This window comes from Pseudomonas sp. DW-iso17 (genome assembly GCF_058725345.1).
On sequence record NZ_JBZXEA010000047.1, the window covers coordinates 198,929 to 216,116 of the forward strand.

Annotated in this window: 14 protein-coding genes; 5 read left to right on the forward strand and 9 right to left on the reverse strand. The window is 61.2% G+C overall.

Going from position 1 to position 17,188, the window contains the following annotated elements; translation table 11 throughout:
* Positions 1 to 48: 48 nt before the first annotated feature.
* Entirely contained in the window at positions 49 to 1,395 is a 1,347-nt protein-coding gene (pmbA, locus tag AC4PS6_RS27315) for a metalloprotease PmbA (protein WP_014716925.1), read from the reverse strand.
* A gap of 108 nt (positions 1,396 to 1,503) precedes the next feature.
* Between pmbA and yjgA the strand changes: the two genes are divergently transcribed.
* Positions 1,504 to 2,025: a ribosome biogenesis factor YjgA gene (gene yjgA / locus AC4PS6_RS27320; RefSeq protein ID WP_003188568.1), complete on the forward strand. Its 522-nt coding sequence runs from the start codon at positions 1,504 to 1,506 to the stop codon at positions 2,023 to 2,025.
* Between the two features lie 45 nt (positions 2,026 to 2,070).
* Here yjgA and tldD read toward each other — a convergent pair whose 3' ends face one another.
* The 8 genes from tldD to mreB form a co-directional block, all read right to left on the reverse strand.
* Positions 2,071 to 3,513, reverse strand: a complete 1,443-nt coding sequence (gene tldD, locus AC4PS6_RS27325; protein WP_003188566.1) for a metalloprotease TldD — start codon at positions 3,511 to 3,513, stop codon at positions 2,071 to 2,073.
* Positions 3,514 to 3,529: 16 nt separating this feature from the next.
* Positions 3,530 to 4,378, reverse strand: coding sequence for a carbon-nitrogen hydrolase family protein (locus tag AC4PS6_RS27330; RefSeq protein WP_094774472.1), 849 nt, complete (start codon positions 4,376 to 4,378; stop codon positions 3,530 to 3,532).
* 48 nt (positions 4,379 to 4,426) lie between these two features.
* Positions 4,427 to 8,242: a YhdP family protein gene (locus AC4PS6_RS27335; protein WP_336827013.1), complete on the reverse strand. Its 3,816-nt coding sequence runs from the start codon at positions 8,240 to 8,242 to the stop codon at positions 4,427 to 4,429.
* Between the two features lie 78 nt (positions 8,243 to 8,320).
* On the reverse strand, positions 8,321 to 9,778 hold the full coding sequence (gene rng, locus AC4PS6_RS27340; RefSeq protein WP_003188562.1) for a ribonuclease G: 1,458 nt from the start codon (positions 9,776 to 9,778) through the stop codon (positions 8,321 to 8,323).
* A gap of 70 nt (positions 9,779 to 9,848) precedes the next feature.
* Positions 9,849 to 10,445 carry a Maf family protein gene (locus AC4PS6_RS27345; RefSeq protein WP_103451294.1) on the reverse strand — a complete coding sequence of 199 codons (597 nt, stop codon included), beginning with the start codon at positions 10,443 to 10,445 and terminating at the stop codon, positions 9,849 to 9,851.
* 50 nt (positions 10,446 to 10,495) lie between these two features.
* Positions 10,496 to 10,984 (reverse strand): rod shape-determining protein MreD, encoded by a 489-nt coding sequence (gene mreD / locus AC4PS6_RS27350; protein ID WP_003188558.1) that lies wholly within the window; start codon positions 10,982 to 10,984, stop codon positions 10,496 to 10,498.
* The gene (mreC, locus tag AC4PS6_RS27355; RefSeq protein WP_072434182.1) at positions 10,984 to 12,051 is read right to left on the reverse strand and encodes a rod shape-determining protein MreC; all 1,068 of its coding nucleotides are present in this window, start codon (positions 12,049 to 12,051) and stop codon (positions 10,984 to 10,986) included. Before mreC ends, mreD begins: the two co-directional genes overlap by 1 nt.
* A 139-nt stretch (positions 12,052 to 12,190) precedes the next feature.
* On the reverse strand, positions 12,191 to 13,228 hold the full coding sequence (mreB, locus tag AC4PS6_RS27360) for a rod shape-determining protein MreB (protein ID WP_002555108.1): 1,038 nt from the start codon (positions 13,226 to 13,228) through the stop codon (positions 12,191 to 12,193).
* 210 nt (positions 13,229 to 13,438) lie between these two features.
* On the opposite strand from mreB, the gene gatC reads away from it, so the two are divergent.
* From gatC to AC4PS6_RS27380, 4 genes are all read left to right on the forward strand, one after another.
* The gene (gatC, locus tag AC4PS6_RS27365; protein ID WP_003188556.1) at positions 13,439 to 13,726 is read left to right on the forward strand and encodes an Asp-tRNA(Asn)/Glu-tRNA(Gln) amidotransferase subunit GatC; all 288 of its coding nucleotides are present in this window, start codon (positions 13,439 to 13,441) and stop codon (positions 13,724 to 13,726) included.
* 16 nt (positions 13,727 to 13,742) lie between these two features.
* Positions 13,743 to 15,194 (forward strand): Asp-tRNA(Asn)/Glu-tRNA(Gln) amidotransferase subunit GatA, encoded by a 1,452-nt coding sequence (gene gatA / locus AC4PS6_RS27370; RefSeq protein ID WP_014716920.1) that lies wholly within the window; start codon positions 13,743 to 13,745, stop codon positions 15,192 to 15,194.
* 10 nt (positions 15,195 to 15,204) lie between these two features.
* Positions 15,205 to 16,650, forward strand: coding sequence for an Asp-tRNA(Asn)/Glu-tRNA(Gln) amidotransferase subunit GatB (gene gatB / locus AC4PS6_RS27375; RefSeq protein WP_005784800.1), 1,446 nt, complete (start codon positions 15,205 to 15,207; stop codon positions 16,648 to 16,650).
* 157 nt (positions 16,651 to 16,807) lie between these two features.
* Complete coding sequence (locus AC4PS6_RS27380; RefSeq protein ID WP_014716919.1) at positions 16,808 to 17,179, forward strand: septal ring lytic transglycosylase RlpA family protein; 372 nt, start codon at positions 16,808 to 16,810, stop codon at positions 17,177 to 17,179.
* Positions 17,180 to 17,188 lie beyond the last annotated feature (9 nt).

A 17,188-nucleotide genomic window follows, 5' to 3' on the forward strand; every position in this document is an offset into this window, starting at 1 on the left:
GGCGCGCCATCTTTGCGATGGCGCGCCTTTCAGAACGTGCGGGAGGGATTAGCTGCCAGCGACCGTCATGCGTTCAATAAGCACCGAACCCGTGCGGATATTGCTGCGCAGTTCAAGGTCGTTACCCACGGCAACGATCTGCTTGAACATATCGCGCATATTGCCCGCGATGGTCACTTCCTGGACGGCGAACTGAATCTCGCCATTCTCCACCCAGAAGCCCGCCGCACCACGCGAGTAGTCACCGGTGACCATGTTCAGGCCATGGCCCATCAATTCAGTCACCAGCAACCCACGCCCCATCCGCCGCAACAACGCCGCCTGGTCTTCATCACCGTGGGTCACGAACAGGTTATGCACGCCGCCTGCGTTAGCGGTGCTTGGCAGGCCCAGCTTGCGACCGGCATAAGTGCCCAGCACATAGGACACCAGCTCACCTTGCTCGACAAACGGCTTGGCATAGGTCGCCAGGCCATCGCCGTCGAACGACGAACTGCCCATCGCGCGCATCAGATGCGGGCGCTCGTCGATGGTCAGCCACTCAGGGAACAGCTTCTGGCCGATGGCGCCTTCCAGGAACGAAGACTTGCGATACAGGTTGCCACCGGAAATCGCGCCGAGAAAGCTGCCGAATAAACCACCGGCCAGCTCTGCGGAAAACAGCACAGGCACTTCGCAGGTCGGCACCGGGCGCGCGCCCAGGCGGCTCGCAGCCCGTTGCGCCGCACGCAGGCCAATGCTTGCAGGGTCTGCCAGTAAATCGCCTTGGCGGTTTACGTCATACCAGTAATCACGCTGCATCTGCCCGTTGGCTTCGGCGATCATCACGCAACTGAGGCTGTGACGCGTGGACGCATAGCCACCGATAAAGCCATGGCTGTTGCCGTAGACGCGGCAACCCTGATGGGTACTCAAGGTGGTGCCGTCCGCATTCTTGATGCGGGCATCGGCATCGAAGGCTGCCGCTTCGCAGGTCAGCGCCAGCTCGATGGCTTGCTCAGGCGTGATATCCCAGGCGTGGAACAGGTCAAAATCCTGCACATCCTTGGCCATCAACGCCTTGTCGGCCAGGCCCGAGCTTTCATCCTCGGAGGTGTGCTTGGCAATCGCCAGTGCTGCGGCGACGGTCTCGCGAATCGCCTCAGGGCCACTGGCGGAAGTGCTGGCCGAGCCTTTGCGCTGGCCCGCATACAAGGTAATGCCAAACCCTTGGTCGCGATTGAATTCAACCGTTTCCACTTCCCGCTGGCGCACCGAAGTCGACAACCCTTGCTCCAGCGACACCGCCACTTCACAGGCGCTGGCCCCCTGGCGCTTGGCCTCGGCAAGGATCTGCTCGACTTGTTCCTGCAGGGCCGGTAACGCTTGTGGACCGACGCTTTGGGCTGCACTCATGGTTTTCTCCACTCAAATTCTGCTTTCGGTAATGGCCATCGAGCGACCGGGCCGGACAAGCGGCCCCCGACTGGTTATCATGGCGGCGTTTCTTTGCGGACTGCCACCATGGTTGATTCTTACGACGACTCCCTCGATGGGGAGAAAAGCAAAACCCAGGTCAAACGTGAGCTGCATGCTCTGGTTGACCTTGGCGAGCGCCTTACAACGCTCAAAAAGGATTTGGTCGCCAAACTGCCACTGACCGACGAAATGCGTCGGGCCCTGGCGGATGCGCCCAAGCACACCGCGAATATCGCGCGTAAACGGCACATCTCGTTTATCGGCAAACTGATGCGCGACCAAGACATTGACGCCATTCTGACTTTGCTCGATCAAACCGATGCCTCCACTCGCCAGTACAACGAACGCTTCCACAACCTGGAACGTTGGCGTGACCGCCTGATCTCGGGCGATGACGCGGTGCTGGAGAAATTCGTACTGGACTACCCGGACGCGGACCGCCAGCAATTGCGCTCCCTGATCCGTCAGGCCCAGCACGAGCTGGCGCATAACAAGGCGCCGGCCACCAGCCGTAAAATCTTCAAATACATCCGTGAGCTGGACGAGACTCAACGCGGCCTGCGCTGATCCTCTTCCCCGGGTGGCGGTCTTCGCCACCCGAAGCTTGCGTTCCTACGATCCCGTACCACCCACGGTGATCGCATCAATTTTCAAGGTTGGCTGGCCGACACCTACCGGCACCGACTGCCCATCCTTGCCGCACGTGCCCACCCCGCTGTCCAGCGACAGGTCGTTACCGACCATCGACACCTTGCTCATGGCTTCCGGGCCGTTACCAATCAGCGTCGCCCCTTTGACCGGCGCGGTAATCTTGCCGTCTTCGATCAGGTACGCCTCGCTGGTGGAGAACACGAACTTGCCGCTGGTGATGTCCACCTGGCCGCCGCCGAGGTTGGCGCAGTAGATACCGCGTTTTACCGAGGCAATGATTTCTGCCGGATCGCTTTGGCCACCGAGCATGTAGGTGTTGGTCATGCGCGGCATTGGTAGATGCGCATAGGATTCACGACGACCATTACCGGTGCGCGCCACGCCCATCAGGCGCGCGTTGAGCTTGTCTTGCATGTAGCCCTTGAGCACGCCGTTTTCGATCAGGGTGGTGCATTCGGTCGGCGTGCCTTCGTCATCGACACTCAGCGAACCACGGCGGCCGGCCAGGGTGCCGTCATCGACAATGGTGCACAGCTTGGACGCAACCATTTCGCCCATGCGCCCACTGTAGGCGGAACTGCCCTTGCGGTTGAAATCGCCTTCCAGGCCATGGCCCACGGCTTCGTGGAGCAACACGCCAGACCAACCCGAGCCCAGCACCACCGGCAAGGTGCCGGCGGGTGCCGGAATCGCTTCCAGGTTGACCAATGCCTGGCGCAGCGCCTCACGGGCATAGCCCATGGCACGGTCGTCAGCGAGGAAATAACGGTAGTCGGTGCGCCCGCCGCCGCCATGCCCACCGCGCTCGCGGCGCCCGTTCTGTTCGACGATCACACTCACATTGAAACGCACCAGCGGCCGTACATCCGCCGCCAGCCCACCGTCTGTGGACGCCACGAGGATGCGCTCCCACACGCCCGCCATGCTCACGGTCACTTGCTGGATACGCGGGTCCAAGGCGCGGGTGGCTGCGTCGATTCGCTTGAGCAGCTCGACCTTTTCCGCACGGCTGATCACTTCCAAGGGGTTATCCGGCGCATACAACTGCGCCACGTCCTGGGTACTGAACGCCTGCACCGTGCCATTCTGCCCGGCACGGGAAATCGAACGGGCGGCACGCGCCGCCAGGCCTAGGGCCTCCAGGGTGATCGCATTGCTGTAGGCAAAGCCGGTTTTCTCACCCGATTGCGCGCGAACGCCTACGCCCTGGTCAAGGTTGAAACTGCCTTCCTTGACGATCCCATCTTCCAGCGCCCAGGACTCGGAAATCTGCCCCTGGAAATACAGGTCAGCCGCATCGATACCCGGCCCGGCCAGATCGCCGAGCACGGTTTGCAGGCTTTCGATGGTCACGCCACCGGGTGCCAGGAGGTGATCACTGACTGAGGACAACAACTCGCTCATAGGTTTGGCCTTAAATTCATCGTTCTGAAGCAGGCCGCTGCGCGCCCTGCGAGAAAAAGCGCCGGTGATTGGCCACCGGCATGCGCGCCCGTATCGACGCCTGTTCACTGCTATCGCGTTCGGCCAGTAACACCGCCTCACCTTGATCCTGTTGCGCCAGCACTCGGCCCCAAGGGTCGACAATCGCCGCGTGGCCAAAGGTTTCCCGTGGGCCTGGGTGCACACCGCCCTGGGCGGCTGCCAGCAGGTAGCACTGAGTTTCGATGGCACGTGCGCGAATCAGCACATCCCAATGCGCAGCCCCTGTCACTGCCGTGAAGGCCGAGGGCGCGGTAATCAGTTCAGCCCCCGCCGCACGTAACTCGCTGTACAGTTCGGGGAAACGCAGGTCGTAACACACCGTCAACCCCACACGGCCCACCGGCGTATCCGCCACCACCACCTGGTTACCGAAAGCATAGTCGTCAGATTCGCGATAACGACCGCGAGCATCCGCTACGTCCACATCAAACAGGTGGAGTTTGTCGTAGCGAGCGACTATTTCACCCTGATCGTTGATCAGCAGCGAGCAAGCATTGGGTTTGGCATGGGGCTGGTCCTTGGGCGGCAACGGCAATGTGCCGGCCACTATCCATAAGGTGAGGTCGCGGGCGGCCTGTTTCAACCAGGGCAGCACAGGGCCTTGCCCCAACGCCTCGGCGCGGCCAATGTCGGCCACATCGCGGCGCCCCATGGCGGCGAAATTCTCTGGCAGCACCGCGAGTTTCGCGCCACCGGCCGCCGCCTGCTCCAGCAGGCGACGCGCCTGGGCGAGGTTGGCCAGCACGTCACTCTGGCTGACCATTTGAATTACCGCAAAGGACATGGGCCGACACTCCATACAGGGCATGGGGCCATGCTACTCCACAGGCTCTCAGTTTGGCTTTTCAAATGGCTTGTCGAAGGTGATTTTTGGATCCTTCCAGGGGCCTTGCACCTTGTATTGCACACTGGCGAAGCGCGAAACCCGGTCACCGATCAGCTTGTCGATCAAAAACAGCGCACCACCAATGGCCGGCGCACCGACAATCAGCGCCGCAATCGGCAGGTTGTTGGTCACAGGCAAGGTGACCAGCAATTTGGCGTCGACGCGATCGGCAACCAGATCCAGGGTGCCGTTAAGCTCCAGATTGGTGGAAGGCCCGGTCATGGTGATGGGCTCGCGGGTCACGAACACGCCATTACTGGCGGCCAACAAGCCCTTGACCCTGTCGTAGCTCAAGCCCTTGCCGAACAAGTCGGAAAAGTCCAAACGCAAACGCCGGCCAATGGAGTTGAAGTTAAGCAGGCCAAACACTCGCAATGCCTGGGCCCCGCCCTCCACTTCGACGAACTGACCTTTACGGAACGCGGCATCCAGGCTGCCGGAAAACCGCTTGGGCCCGACCCAGGCCGGCGAGCCCGGCCAGCGGCCATCGACGTCCAGATGAAAGTCTTCGCTGGTCACCGTAGGCGCAAAACCCCAGCCCTTGAGCACGTCGGCAATGTTGCGCCCATCGAGGCGGCCCTTGTACCAACTGCTGCTGGCGCCTGGCGCACCTTCCCAACCCCCAGCGCCCTTGAGCAGCATGCCCTTGAGGCCAAGGTCGAGGTTATTGAAGGCCAGGCCCTTGGCGGTCGGGCGGATTCTCAGCGACCAGGCCCCGATCAGGTCCGAGCCCTGGAACAGCTGGTCGACGGCAATATCCAGTGCCGGAATGCTCTTGGGGTCGATATCGGCCAGCGGGTCCGGCGCGTTTTCGTCCGCCTGCGCGGTCGGGTCTGGCGCAGGCAATTTCACATACTTGAGGTTGACCGCAATCGGCGCGCCTTTGGCGTCCGGCAGGTTCACCGCGCCCTTGGCTTGCTGGCTATCGAGTTGCAGGCCCCAGGCCGCTGGTTTGCGATCGAGCTGCAAGCTGACCTGGTCAAACTGGGTACCAAACCCGGTCAGCTTGCCCACTTTGAAGTCCGCACCGCTGAGCAGTTGCTTGGCGTTGCCACCTGGATCATTGCCCGCGTAGCGATCCACGAGTTTCTTCCAGGGATCGATATCCAGTTCCGACAGCACGCCACGAATGCGCAGGCCTTTGGCACCGGGCAACACGGCATCACCATCGCCGAGGAACAATTCGCCGCGGCCATCATTGAACTTGTCCGGCGGCGCAGCAAAGGTGAAGTTAGCCAGCTCGCCGTAATCAAACCAGTAACGGCGTTCAGCGCCCTGCAAAGTCATGCGGAAGGTGCTGTCACGTCCCTGGCTGGCCGGCATGCCGAACGGTGCCGGCAGGTCCACCGCGACACCCTTGAGGTTGGAATTGACCATCAACTGGCTGTCCGCGCCGTCGAGGATCACTTGCAACTGGTAGGGAATATCGCCGGAGACCGGCAACGGCTGGCTGATTTTCAACCAGTCCGTAAGGCGCTTGACGGTGACCTGGCCATTGGCAGTCACCCGCGTGCTGATATTGCCCGGTTTGCCTTCGGCAAAGATCTGCGCCGTGATGGGGCGGTCGAACGCCTGGGCCGAGATCTTCTGCCCGCTCAGGCCCTTGGCGCTGTCGAAGCGAAAATCGCCCTTGAGCTGGGTCAGGTCCAGCGGCGGTTCCGCCAATTGCAGGCGCGCTTTGTCGGTCTTGAAGTCCACCACGATCTTGGGCTCAGTGCCTTTGGCCAGCGGTACGTCCAGGTCCAGGCTACCTTGCAGGTCGCCCTCGCCTTTCCAGCCAGCGAACGTAGACGCCGTGCCAATCGGCGCTTCTTGAAGGATCTTCAGGCCGTCGCCCAAACCGCCAAAGAACCCGCCCGTGAGCAGCAGATGACTGTCCCCGCCCGCTGGGGCGTGGGGGATATTGACGTAGACATCCTTGACCTGGGTGTCGAGCAATTGGCCCTTGCTCGCCAGAATGCGTACGCCGCTCTCCTCGACAAACACTTCGCCATTGACCTTGTTCACGTGCGGCCAGCCCGGCTGGAAGGCGAGTTCGGCATCATGCACCTTGAAGAACAGGCTGATATTGCGCGACGCGGGCAGTGCATTGTGGCTGAGCGAACCCTGGTACTGGAAGAAGCCTTCGTCCACCGCGCCCTTGAGGATCGCCGTGCGCAACCACTCATCCAGCGCCGGGCTCAACACGGCGGGCAGGTACTTGGGGGTGAAACGGCCATCGCCATCGACCATGCCGACCCGCAGGTCCATGTAGTCTTCCTGGCTGTGGTCGAAATGCAGGCGAATCAGGAAGTCCGCCGCCACCTTGCCTTCCTCGCCCAGTACCTTGATATATGGGGCGATCAGGGTGAAGCCTTGCTTGTCCAGCTTCCAGGTCAGGCGTGCATTGGCCTGGATGTACTGCCACGGCTTGGCGAAGATCGGATACAGATGCAAGGAAAAGTCCTTGCTGTCCATGCGCAACTCGCCCTGGCCCAGGTCGCCACTGATGCTGCCGGACACATTGCGTGCGGCTGGCGCGCCAAAGTAGGCATCGAAGCCGACACGTTCCAGGTTGGCGGCAAAACTGAGTTTTCGGTCGGTGGTGTCTTGCGGTCGGAAGTCCACCAGCACATTGCGTAACAGGCCAGTGGCTTTGAGGTGTTCGACGGCCTTGGCGAAACCGTCCGGCAGCGGCGCCAAGGCGTTGAGCAGCGGGGTAATGGGGGCCAGGTCGAGACGGTCGGCCTGCAATTTCCACACCTCCTGTTCTTTGTCGGTCGCCAGGTTTTGCTGCAATTGCAGGCGCGATTCCCAGCGGGTTTCGCCAATGTTCATCGCCAGGGAATCAAACAGCACCTTGAGGCCAGTGTCACTGCGTTGCAGGTAGGCGGTCAGGGCCAGGTTTTCAAGGTGCACCGGCTTACGGTCGGCGTAGCTGCCCTTCACTTGGGGCGAATTGAGGCGTACCGCCGCGCTTTGCACCGTGCCTTTGGCCCAACTGAGCCAAAACTCACCGCCGGCCTTCAATTGCGTCAGCTTCCATTGCTGGGTCAGCCTGGCGGGAATCCACTTGGCCCAGTCGCTTTGCGGCAGGCTCAGGTAGGCATCGACCTCAGCGTCTTTCCACTGACTGGCGCGAATGCGGCTGCGCAGGCTGACCGCCAACGGTTGGCCATCGGGCAATGTCAGGCGAGCATCCAGACGCTGCTGGCTCATGCCGGTATGCAGGCTCAGGCCCACATAGGTCACGGTCACTGGTGCCTGGTCGAAGGGTTGCAGGGTCACCTGGCTGTCCAGCACCGACACGCGCTTGACCATTTGCATGCGCGTCAGCAGTTGTTGCGGGTCCAACGGCTGGTCGTCCTGCACCGGCAAGCCTTGCAGGGTCCAGCGGCCGTCCTGGTCCTCCTTGACGCTCAGTTGCAAGCCACTGACTTGCAGATGGGCGATACGCACTTCCCGGGCCATCAGGCTGGCCCACATATCCGGCACCACTTCCACCTGGTCCAGGCGCAAGGCACTGCTGCCCTCGCCGACCATGACGTCGTGGGCCAGCAATACCGGGGCAAACCCGCTCCAACGGCCTTCAAGACTACCGATATGCAGCGGCGTATCCAGCGCAGCCTGGGCCTTGGCCTCGACTTCGGCGCGGTATTCAGCCACCAGCGGGGTGAGTTCGCGCCCCAGGCTCACATACACCGCCGCCAATACCAGCGACAACGCACACAGGCCCAGGCCCCAACGGGTCAAAGCGGCAAAAAAGCGTATCAGACGCTCCATGTCAGGCGACCCTCAAAAAACAGTTAGCGGACGGCAGATCAAGGTCTGCCGGTCTCGAAGAAAGTGCACAGTTGGGGATCAGAGCAACACCACGTCGTATTGTTCCTGGGAATACATGGTTTCGACCTGGAAGCGAATCGTGCGACCGATAAAACTTTCCAGTTCGGCGACGTTACCGGACTCTTCGTCCAGCAGGCGATCCACCACTTTCTGATTGGCAAGTACTCTATAACCTTCGGCCTGATAGGCGCGTGCCTCCCGCAGGATCTCGCGGAAAATCTCGTAGCAAACCGTTTCCGGGGTCTTCAGTTTGCCGCGCCCTTGGCAACTGCTGCACGGCTCGCACAGGACCTGTTCCAGGCTTTCACGCGTGCGCTTGCGAGTCATCTGCACCAGGCCCAACTCGGTGATGCCGATGATGTTGGTCTTGGCGTGATCGCGCTCCAGTTGCTTCTCAAGCGTACGCAGCACCTGGCGCTGGTGCTCTTCATCTTCCATGTCGATGAAGTCGATGATGATGATGCCGCCCAGGTTGCGCAGGCGCAGTTGGCGGGCAATAGCGGTAGCCGCCTCGAGATTGGTCTTGAAGATGGTCTCTTCAAGGTTGCGATGGCCCACGAATGCGCCGGTATTGACGTCGATGGTGGTCATGGCTTCCGCCGGGTCTACCACCAGGTAGCCGCCGGACTTGAGTGGCACCTTGCGTTCCAGGGCTTTCTGGATTTCGTCTTCGACGCCATACAGGTCGAATATCGGCCGCTCGCCGGGGTAGTGTTCCAGGCGATCGGCGATTTCTGGCATCAACTCAGCGACAAATTGCGTGGTGCGCTGGAAGGTTTCCCGCGAGTCGATGCGAATTTTCTCGATCTTCGGGCTGACCAGGTCGCGCAGCGTGCGCAGCGCCAGGCCAAGGTCTTCATAGATGACGCTGGGCGCGCCGATGGTCTTGATCTGCGCGTCGATCTGATCCCACAGGCGCCGCAGGTAGCGAATATCCATGAGGATCTCGTCAGCGCCAGCGCCTTCTGCGGCGGTGCGCAGGATAAACCCACCCGCTTCCTTGATGCCCTCGGCGGCGACGCAGTCGCTGACCACCTTCTTCAGGCGCTCGCGCTCGGCTTCATCTTCGATCTTCAGGGAAATGCCCACATGGGCAGTGCGCGGCATGTACACCAGGTAGCGCGAGGGAATCGACAACTGGGTGGTCAAGCGGGCGCCCTTGGAACCGATAGGGTCCTTGGTGACTTGCACCACCAGGCTCTGGCCCTCGTGCACCAGAGCGCTGATGCTTTCCACCGCAGGGCCCTCGCGCAGGGAAATTTCCGAGGCATGGATAAACGCTGCACGGTCCAGGCCGATGTCGACGAAGGCCGCCTGCATGCCCGGCAATACACGCACCACCTTGCCTTTGTAGATATTGCCGACGATCCCGCGCTTTTGGGTGCGTTCGACATGCACTTCTTGCAGAACACCGTTCTCTACCACCGCCACGCGCGATTCCATCGGCGTGATATTGATCAGAATCTCTTCACTCATGGCTGGGTCTCGTTCAGGCGTTTTCACAATAGTGACCGGTCGCTTAAGGCTTGGCGCTGGAATACGGCGTTCAGCACACGGTAAGGTTTTGCCAACAGGGTATGCCGAATTGCGCCAGGAGTTGCGCGGTTTCGCACACAGGCAGGCCCACCACCGCGGAATAACTGCCATTGAGCCCGGCAACGAACACCGAACCCAACCCCTGGATAGCATAGCCGCCGGCCTTGTCCTGCGGTTCGCCACTGTGCCAGTAGGCGGTAGCCTCCTGAACAGACACCTCGCGAAAACGTACACGACTGCTTACACATCGGGTTTCGCAACGCTGGCCGTCAGTCAGGGCAATGGCGGTGAGCACTTCATGTTCTCGACCGGAAAGCGCCATCAGCATCGCCAGCGCATCGGCCTGGTCAACGGGCTTGCCCAGGATCTGGCCATCCACGATCACAGCCGTATCGGCCCCCAATACACAGGCGCCCAAGGTTTGGCCAAGCGCAATAAAACCCGCCGTCGCCTTGCCGCGCGCAAGGCGCTCGACATAGGCAACGGCAGGCTCGTTGACAAGAGGGGTTTCATCAATAGCGGCGCTGACCACGGTGAAGGGCACACCGATCTGGGTCAACAGCTCACGTCGCCGCGGGGAGCCCGAGGCCAGGTAAAGCGAATTCATTGCAGCCTCTCCCTGTTGAGTTCGATAACCAGGCAGAGCCTCGCAACCATTCAATTGATTTTATAGCGCCGACGCAGCCCGCGCAGGCCAAAACTGATCCAGGGCCACAACAATGCACTGACCAGCGCCGGCAAGACCAACGCCAGCGTAGGCTGACGGTTGCCGGTCAAGGCGCTCAGCCACAGTTGCACCAACTGCGCCAGGCCGAAGATCACCAGGATCACCAGGCACTGCTGCCACATCGGGAACATGCGCAGGCGCTGTTGCAACGACAGCACCAGGAAGGTAATCAGTGTCAGGATCAACGCGTTCTGGCCCAGCAAGGTGCCATACAGCACATCTTCGGCCAACCCCAGGCACATGGCCGTGACCATGCCCACCTTGTGCGGCAGGTTCAATGACCAGAACGCCAGCAACAAGGCCAGCCAGAGCGGGCGCAGGATTTCCATGAACTGCGGCAGCGGCGAAACGCTGAGCAGCAAGCCGATGGCGAAGGTCAGCCAGACGATCCAGCCATTGCGTGAATGAGTACCCGCCATTAGTCCCCCCTCTGCGGTGTGGTGGCCGGAGCGGCGGTCGGTTTAGCCGGGCGCGCGTTATGCGCGGCAGGTTTGGCCGGCGTTGTCACAGGTGCTGCCGGTGCAGGTGACGTGGCTGGCGCGGGTGCAGGCGGACCAACAAAAGCAGGTTTTGGCACCGTGGCCGGCACGATAGGCGCGGTGCCATTCTGCTGGTCCTCCGCTTCCTGGGCCTGGGCAGCGTCGTTAGCGCGCTCTTCCGGGGTGCGGTTGTCGCTGAACACCAGCAGCAGGTAACGGCTGCGGTTCAGCGCGGCAGTCGGTACCGCCCGAACGATAGCGAACGGCTGGCCGGAATCGTGGATCACCTCTTTGACCGTCGCCACCGGATAACCCGCCGGGAAGCGCTGGCCCAGGCCAGAGCTGACCAACAGGTCGCCTTCCTTGATGTCAGCGGTGTCGGCCACATGGCGCAGTTCCAGGCGTTCCGGGTTACCGGTGCCGCTGGCAATCGCGCGCAAACCGTTACGGTTGACCTGTACCGGAATGCTATGGGTCGTGTCCGTCAGCAACAGCACCCGCGAGGTGTAGGGCATCAACTCCACCACCTGGCCCATCAGGCCACGGGCGTCGAGCACCGGCTGACCAAGCACCACACCGTCGCGCTCACCCTTGTTGATGATGATGCGGTGGGTAAAGGGGTTGGGGTCCATGCCGATTAGTTCGGCCACCTCGACCTTTTCGTTGACCAGTGCGGAAGAATTGAGCAACTCGCGCAGCCGAACGTTCTGCTCGGTGAGGGCCGCCAGCTTTTGCATGCGCCCCTGCAACAGCAGGTTTTCAGTCTTGAGTTTTTCGTTCTCGGCGACCAGTTCGGTGCGGCTGCCAAATTGGCTGGACACGCCCTGGAAGAGACGTTGCGGCAGGTCGGTGATCCAGTAGGTCTGCATCAACACCAGCGACATCTGGCTGCGCACCGGCTTGAGCAGTGCAAAGCGGGCATCGACCACCATCAGCGCGACCGAAAGCACGGTCAGCACCAATAAGCGCACACCCAATGAGGGGCCTTTGGCGAAAAGCGGTTTAATAAGCCGCTCCTCCCAGGCAAATGTTCTCTTTATTCATACGGCATCAAACCGGCCTGGATGCAGATTGAAGAAGATAAACGCCAACAGGCAGCACTGCAAAGTGCTGCCTGCCGACGAAGCATGAACCATCCAGGCAATCTTATTCGCTGGAGAGCAGGTCCATGGTGTGTTTATCCATCATTTCCAGCGCACGACCACCGCCACGGGCAACGCAGGTCAACGGGTCTTCGGCGACGATCACCGGCAGGCCGGTTTCCTGGGCCAGCAACTTGTCGAGGTCGCGCAACAAGGCGCCACCACCGGTCAGTACCAGGCCACGCTCGGCGATATCGGAAGCCAGCTCCGGCGGCGATTGCTCCAGGGCACTTTTCACCGCCTGAACGATGGTGGCCAGGGACTCTTGCAGAGCCTCCAGCACTTCATTGGAGTTCAGGGTGAAGGCACGTGGAACGCCTTCGGCCAGGTTGCGACCGCGCACATCGACTTCGCGCACTTCGCCGCCTGGGTAAGCGGTGCCGATTTCCTGCTTGATGCGCTCGGCGGTGGATTCGCCGATCAGGCTGCCGTAGTTACGACGCACATAAGTGATGATCGCTTCGTCGAAGCGGTCGCCGCCCACGCGCACGGATTCGGCATACACCACACCGTTCAGGGAAATCAGGGCGATTTCGGTAGTACCACCACCGATATCCACCACCATCGAACCGCGCGCTTCTTCCACCGGCAGGCCGGCACCGATCGCAGCCGCCATCGGCTCTTCGATCAGGAATACTTCACGGGCACCGGCGCCAAGGGCCGATTCACGGATGGCACGACGCTCCACCTGGGTGGACTTGCACGGAACGCAGATCAGCACGCGAGGGCTGGGCTGCAGGAAACTGTTTTCGTGAACTTTGTTGATGAAGTACTGCAGCATCTTTTCGCAGACGCTGAAATCGGCGATCACGCCATCCTTCATCGGACGAATGGCAGCAATATTGCCTGGTGTACGGCCGAGCATGCGCTTGGCCTCGGTGCCAACGGCAACGACACTTTTCTGATTACCATGGGTCCGAATGGCCACAACCGATGGCTCATTCAGAACGATTCCGCGCTCGCGCACGTAAATAAGGGTGTTGGCAGTGCCCAGGTCAATGGAGAGATCGCTGGAAAACATGCCACGCAGTTTCTTGAACATGGGGAAAGGACCCTAGGCAACGCGTGGGTAAAAAAGTGCGGCAAACTCTAACAACGACAGGGATTTTGGGCAAGGCGCCAATGTGCTAAATTGGCCGACTTTCTGTGCACCAACCCCCACAATCGCGGCCTTATGACCGTAGAAATGCGGTAGTGTTCCGACAATCTAACACACGGACGCCCTCCGTTCTGTTTTCCACTGGAGAATCCCATGGCGCTTGAACGCTCCGACGTGGAAAAAATCGCACATTTGGCCTCGCTTGGCCTTAATGATGCCGATCTTCCACAGACCACCGCAGCCCTGAACAGCATTCTCGGGCTGGTCGACCAAATGCAGGCCGTGAATACCGACGGCATCGAGCCCCTGGCTCACCCACTGGAAGCCAGCCAGCGCCTGCGCGCAGACGTCGTGACCGAACGCAATAATCGCGAGGCCTACCAGTCCATCGCGCCAGCGGTCGAAAACGGCCTGTACCTGGTTCCGAAAGTCATCGACTAAAGGGAAAGAGCCTTTCATGCATCACATGACTCTGGCCGAGATCGCCCGCGGTCTCGCCGACAAATCGTTTTCTTCCGAAGAGCTGACCCAGACCTTGCTGGCGCGTATCGCCGCGCTCGATCCGAAGGTCAACAGCTTCATCAGCCTCACCGAGGAGCTGGCCCTGAGCCAGGCCAAGGCCGCCGACGCCCGTCGCGCCAACGGTGAGAATGGTGCGCTGCTCGGCGCACCGATCGCCCACAAGGACCTGTTCTGCACCCAGGGCATTCGCACCAGCTGCGGCTCGAAGATGCTCGACAACTTCAAGGCGCCCTACGACGCCACTGTGGTCGCCAAGCTGGCCGCCGCCGGCGCCGTGACCCTTGGCAAGACCAACATGGACGAATTCGCCATGGGTTCGGCCAACGAGTCCAGCTACTACGGCGCGGTGAAAAACCCGTGGAACCTGGAACACGTCCCGGGTGGTTCGTCCGGTGGTTCGGCGGCGGCCGTGGCCGCGCGCTTCCTGCCGGCCGCTACCGCCACCGATACCGGCGGTTCGATCCGCCAGCCAGCCGCCTTCACCAACCTAACCGGCCTGAAGCCGACCTACGGTCGCGTTTCCCGCTGGGGCATGATCGCCTACGCCTCAAGTCTCGATCAGGGCGGCCCTCTGGCACGCACGGCTGAAGACTGCGCAATATTGTTACAAGGCATGGCAGGCTTCGATAAACAGGACTCCACCAGCATCGACGAGCCAGTGCCGGACTACAGCGCCAGCCTGAACACCTCGATCAAGGGCCTGCGCATCGGCGTGCCGAAGGAATACTTCAGCGCTGGCCTCGACCCGCGTATCGCCGAACTGGTGCAAAACAGCATCAAAGAGCTCGAAAAGCTTGGCGCCGTGATCAAGGAAATCAGCCTGCCGAACAACCAGCACGCGATTCCCGCCTACTACGTGATCGCGCCAGCAGAGGCCTCTTCCAACCTGTCGCGTTTCGACGGCGTGCGCTTCGGCTATCGCTGCGAGAACCCGAAAGACCTCACCGACCTGTACAAACGCTCCCGCGGCGAAGGCTTCGGCAGTGAAGTGCAGCGCCGGATCATGGTCGGTGCTTATGCCCTGTCCGCCGGCTACTACGACGCGTACTACCTCAAGGCGCAAAAAATCCGTCGCCTGATCAAGAACGACTTCATGGCCGCCTTTGAAGAAGTCGATGTGATCCTCGGCCCGACCGCGCCAAACCTGGCGTGGAAGATCGGCGCCAAGACCGGCGACCCGATCGCCGAGTACCTGGAAGACCTCTACACCATCACCGCCAACCTCGCGGGCTTGCCGGGCTTGTCCATGCCCGCAGGTTTCGTCGATGGCCTGCCGGTGGGCGTGCAATTGCTCGCCCCGTATTTCCAGGAAGGCCGCCTGCTCAATGTGGCGCACCAGTACCAGTTGAATACCGACTGGCACACCCGCACCCCTACCGGCTTCTGAGGAGAACACTATGCAATGGGAAGTTGTGATCGGGCTGGAGATTCATACCCAGCTCGCCACCCAATCGAAGATTTTCTCCGGTAGCGCCACCACGTTCGGCTCCGAACCCAATACCCAGGCCAGCCTGGTCGACTTGGGCATGCCCGGCGTGCTGCCGGTGCTGAACCAGGAAGCGGTGCGCATGGCCGTGATGTTCGGCTTGGCGATTGACGCCGAGATCGGCCAGCACAACGTGTTTGCGCGCAAGAACTACTTCTACCCGGACCTGCCCAAGGGCTACCAGATCAGCCAGATGGAACTGCCGATTGTCGGCAAGGGCCACCTGGACATTCCCCTGGAAGACGGCACCATCAAGCGCGTCGGCGTCACCCGTGCGCACCTGGAAGAAGACGCCGGCAAAAGCCTGCACGAAGAATTCCCGGGCGCTACCGGTATCGACCTGAACCGTGCTGGCACGCCGCTGCTGGAGATCGTGTCCGAGCCGGACATGCGCAGCGCCAAGGAAGCCGTGGCCTACGTCAAGACCATCCACGCGCTGGTGCGCTACCTGGGCATCTGCGACGGCAACATGGCCGAAGGCTCGCTGCGTTGCGACTGCAACGTGTCGATCCGCCCCAAGGGCCAGGTCGAGTTCGGCACCCGCTGCGAGATCAAGAACGTCAACTCGTTCCGCTTCATCGAGAAGGCGATCAACAGCGAAGTACGTCGCCAGATCGAGCTGATCGAAGACGGCGGCAAGGTGATCCAGCAAACGCGCCTGTACGATCCGAACAAAGACGAAACCCGCGCCATGCGCAGCAAAGAGGAAGCCAACGACTACCGTTACTTCCCCGACCCGGACCTGTTGCCGGTGGTGCTGGAGGATTCCTTCCTCAATGACATCCGCGCCACCCTGCCGGAACTGCCGCAGCAAAAACGCGAGCGCTTCCAGGAGCAGTTCGGCCTGTCGGTCTACGATGCCAGCGTCCTGGCCTCCAGCCGTGAACAAGCCAACTACTTCGAAAAAGTCGTGAGCATTGCCGGCGACGCCAAGCTGGCGGCCAACTGGGTGATGGTCGAGCTGGGCAGCCTGTTGAACAAACAGGGCCTGGAAATCGACGAAGCGCCGGTCACCGCCGAACAACTGGGTGGCATGCTGCTGCGCATCAAGGACAACACCATCTCCGGCAAAATTGCCAAGACCGTGTTCGAAGCGATGGCTGCCGGTGAAGGCAATGCCGACGAGATCATCGAGAAGCGTGGCCTCAAGCAAGTCACCGACAGCGGCGCCATCTCGGCCGTGCTCGATGAGATGCTCGCGGCCAATGCCGAGCAGGTCGAGCAATACCGTGCGGCAGACGAAGCCAAGCGCGGCAAGATGTTCGGCTTCTTTGTCGGCCAGGCGATGAAAGCCTCCAAGGGCAAAGCCAACCCGCAACAGGTGAACGAACTGCTCAAAAGCAAGCTCGAAGGCTGATTGCAGTGAAATGGTCGGAGTGGAGTTTCACCTACACCCCGACCTTTTGTGGGAGCTGGCTTGCCTGCGATTCAGGCACCTCGGTGTTTCAGTTACACCGAGCCGATGCTATCGCAGGCAAGCCAGCTCCCACATTTACATCTGGGACTTCCTGACAATGAAGCGTCTACTCGGCCTCCTGGCCCTGTCCTCCCTGCTGGCCGGTTGCGCCAGCGGCCTCATCGACCCCAACGGCTACGACGAAACCGGCACCGCGTCTTATTACGGCGCCAAGCACCATGGCAAGAAAACCGCCAGCGGTGAACCTTTCAACCAGAACGCCTTGACCGCCGCCCATCGGCGCCTGCCCTTCGGCACCCAGGTCAAGGTGACCAACCTCGACAACAACCGTTCTGTCGTGGTGCGTATCACTGATCGCGGCCCGCATACCCGTGGGCGCCTGATCGACCTTTCACGCAAGGCTGCCGAGCAGTTGCGCATGCTGCGCAGCGGTACCGCACGGGTACGCGTGCAAGCCCTGAACAACTGATCGAGGCAG

Bases quoted from the DNA above. Each gene is read 5' to 3' on its own strand.
- pmbA (WP_014716925.1), bottom strand. From the start codon at position 1,395: ATGAGTGCAGCCCAAAGCGTCGGTCCACAAGCGTTACCGGCCCTGCAG.
- yjgA (WP_003188568.1), top strand. From the start codon at position 1,504: ATGGTTGATTCTTACGACGACTCCCTCGATGGGGAGAAAAGCAAAACC.
- tldD (WP_003188566.1), bottom strand. From the start codon at position 3,513: ATGAGCGAGTTGTTGTCCTCAGTCAGTGATCACCTCCTGGCACCCGGT.
- AC4PS6_RS27330 (WP_094774472.1), bottom strand. From the start codon at position 4,378: ATGTCCTTTGCGGTAATTCAAATGGTCAGCCAGAGTGACGTGCTGGCC.
- AC4PS6_RS27335 (WP_336827013.1), bottom strand. From the start codon at position 8,242: ATGGAGCGTCTGATACGCTTTTTTGCCGCTTTGACCCGTTGGGGCCTG.
- rng (WP_003188562.1), bottom strand. From the start codon at position 9,778: ATGAGTGAAGAGATTCTGATCAATATCACGCCGATGGAATCGCGCGTG.
- AC4PS6_RS27345 (WP_103451294.1), bottom strand. From the start codon at position 10,445: ATGAATTCGCTTTACCTGGCCTCGGGCTCCCCGCGGCGACGTGAGCTG.
- mreD (WP_003188558.1), bottom strand. From the start codon at position 10,984: ATGGCGGGTACTCATTCACGCAATGGCTGGATCGTCTGGCTGACCTTC.
- mreB (WP_002555108.1), bottom strand. From the start codon at position 13,228: ATGTTCAAGAAACTGCGTGGCATGTTTTCCAGCGATCTCTCCATTGAC.
- gatC (WP_003188556.1), top strand. From the start codon at position 13,439: ATGGCGCTTGAACGCTCCGACGTGGAAAAAATCGCACATTTGGCCTCG.
- gatA (WP_014716920.1), top strand. From the start codon at position 13,743: ATGCATCACATGACTCTGGCCGAGATCGCCCGCGGTCTCGCCGACAAA.
- gatB (WP_005784800.1), top strand. From the start codon at position 15,205: ATGCAATGGGAAGTTGTGATCGGGCTGGAGATTCATACCCAGCTCGCC.
- AC4PS6_RS27380 (WP_014716919.1), top strand. From the start codon at position 16,808: ATGAAGCGTCTACTCGGCCTCCTGGCCCTGTCCTCCCTGCTGGCCGGT.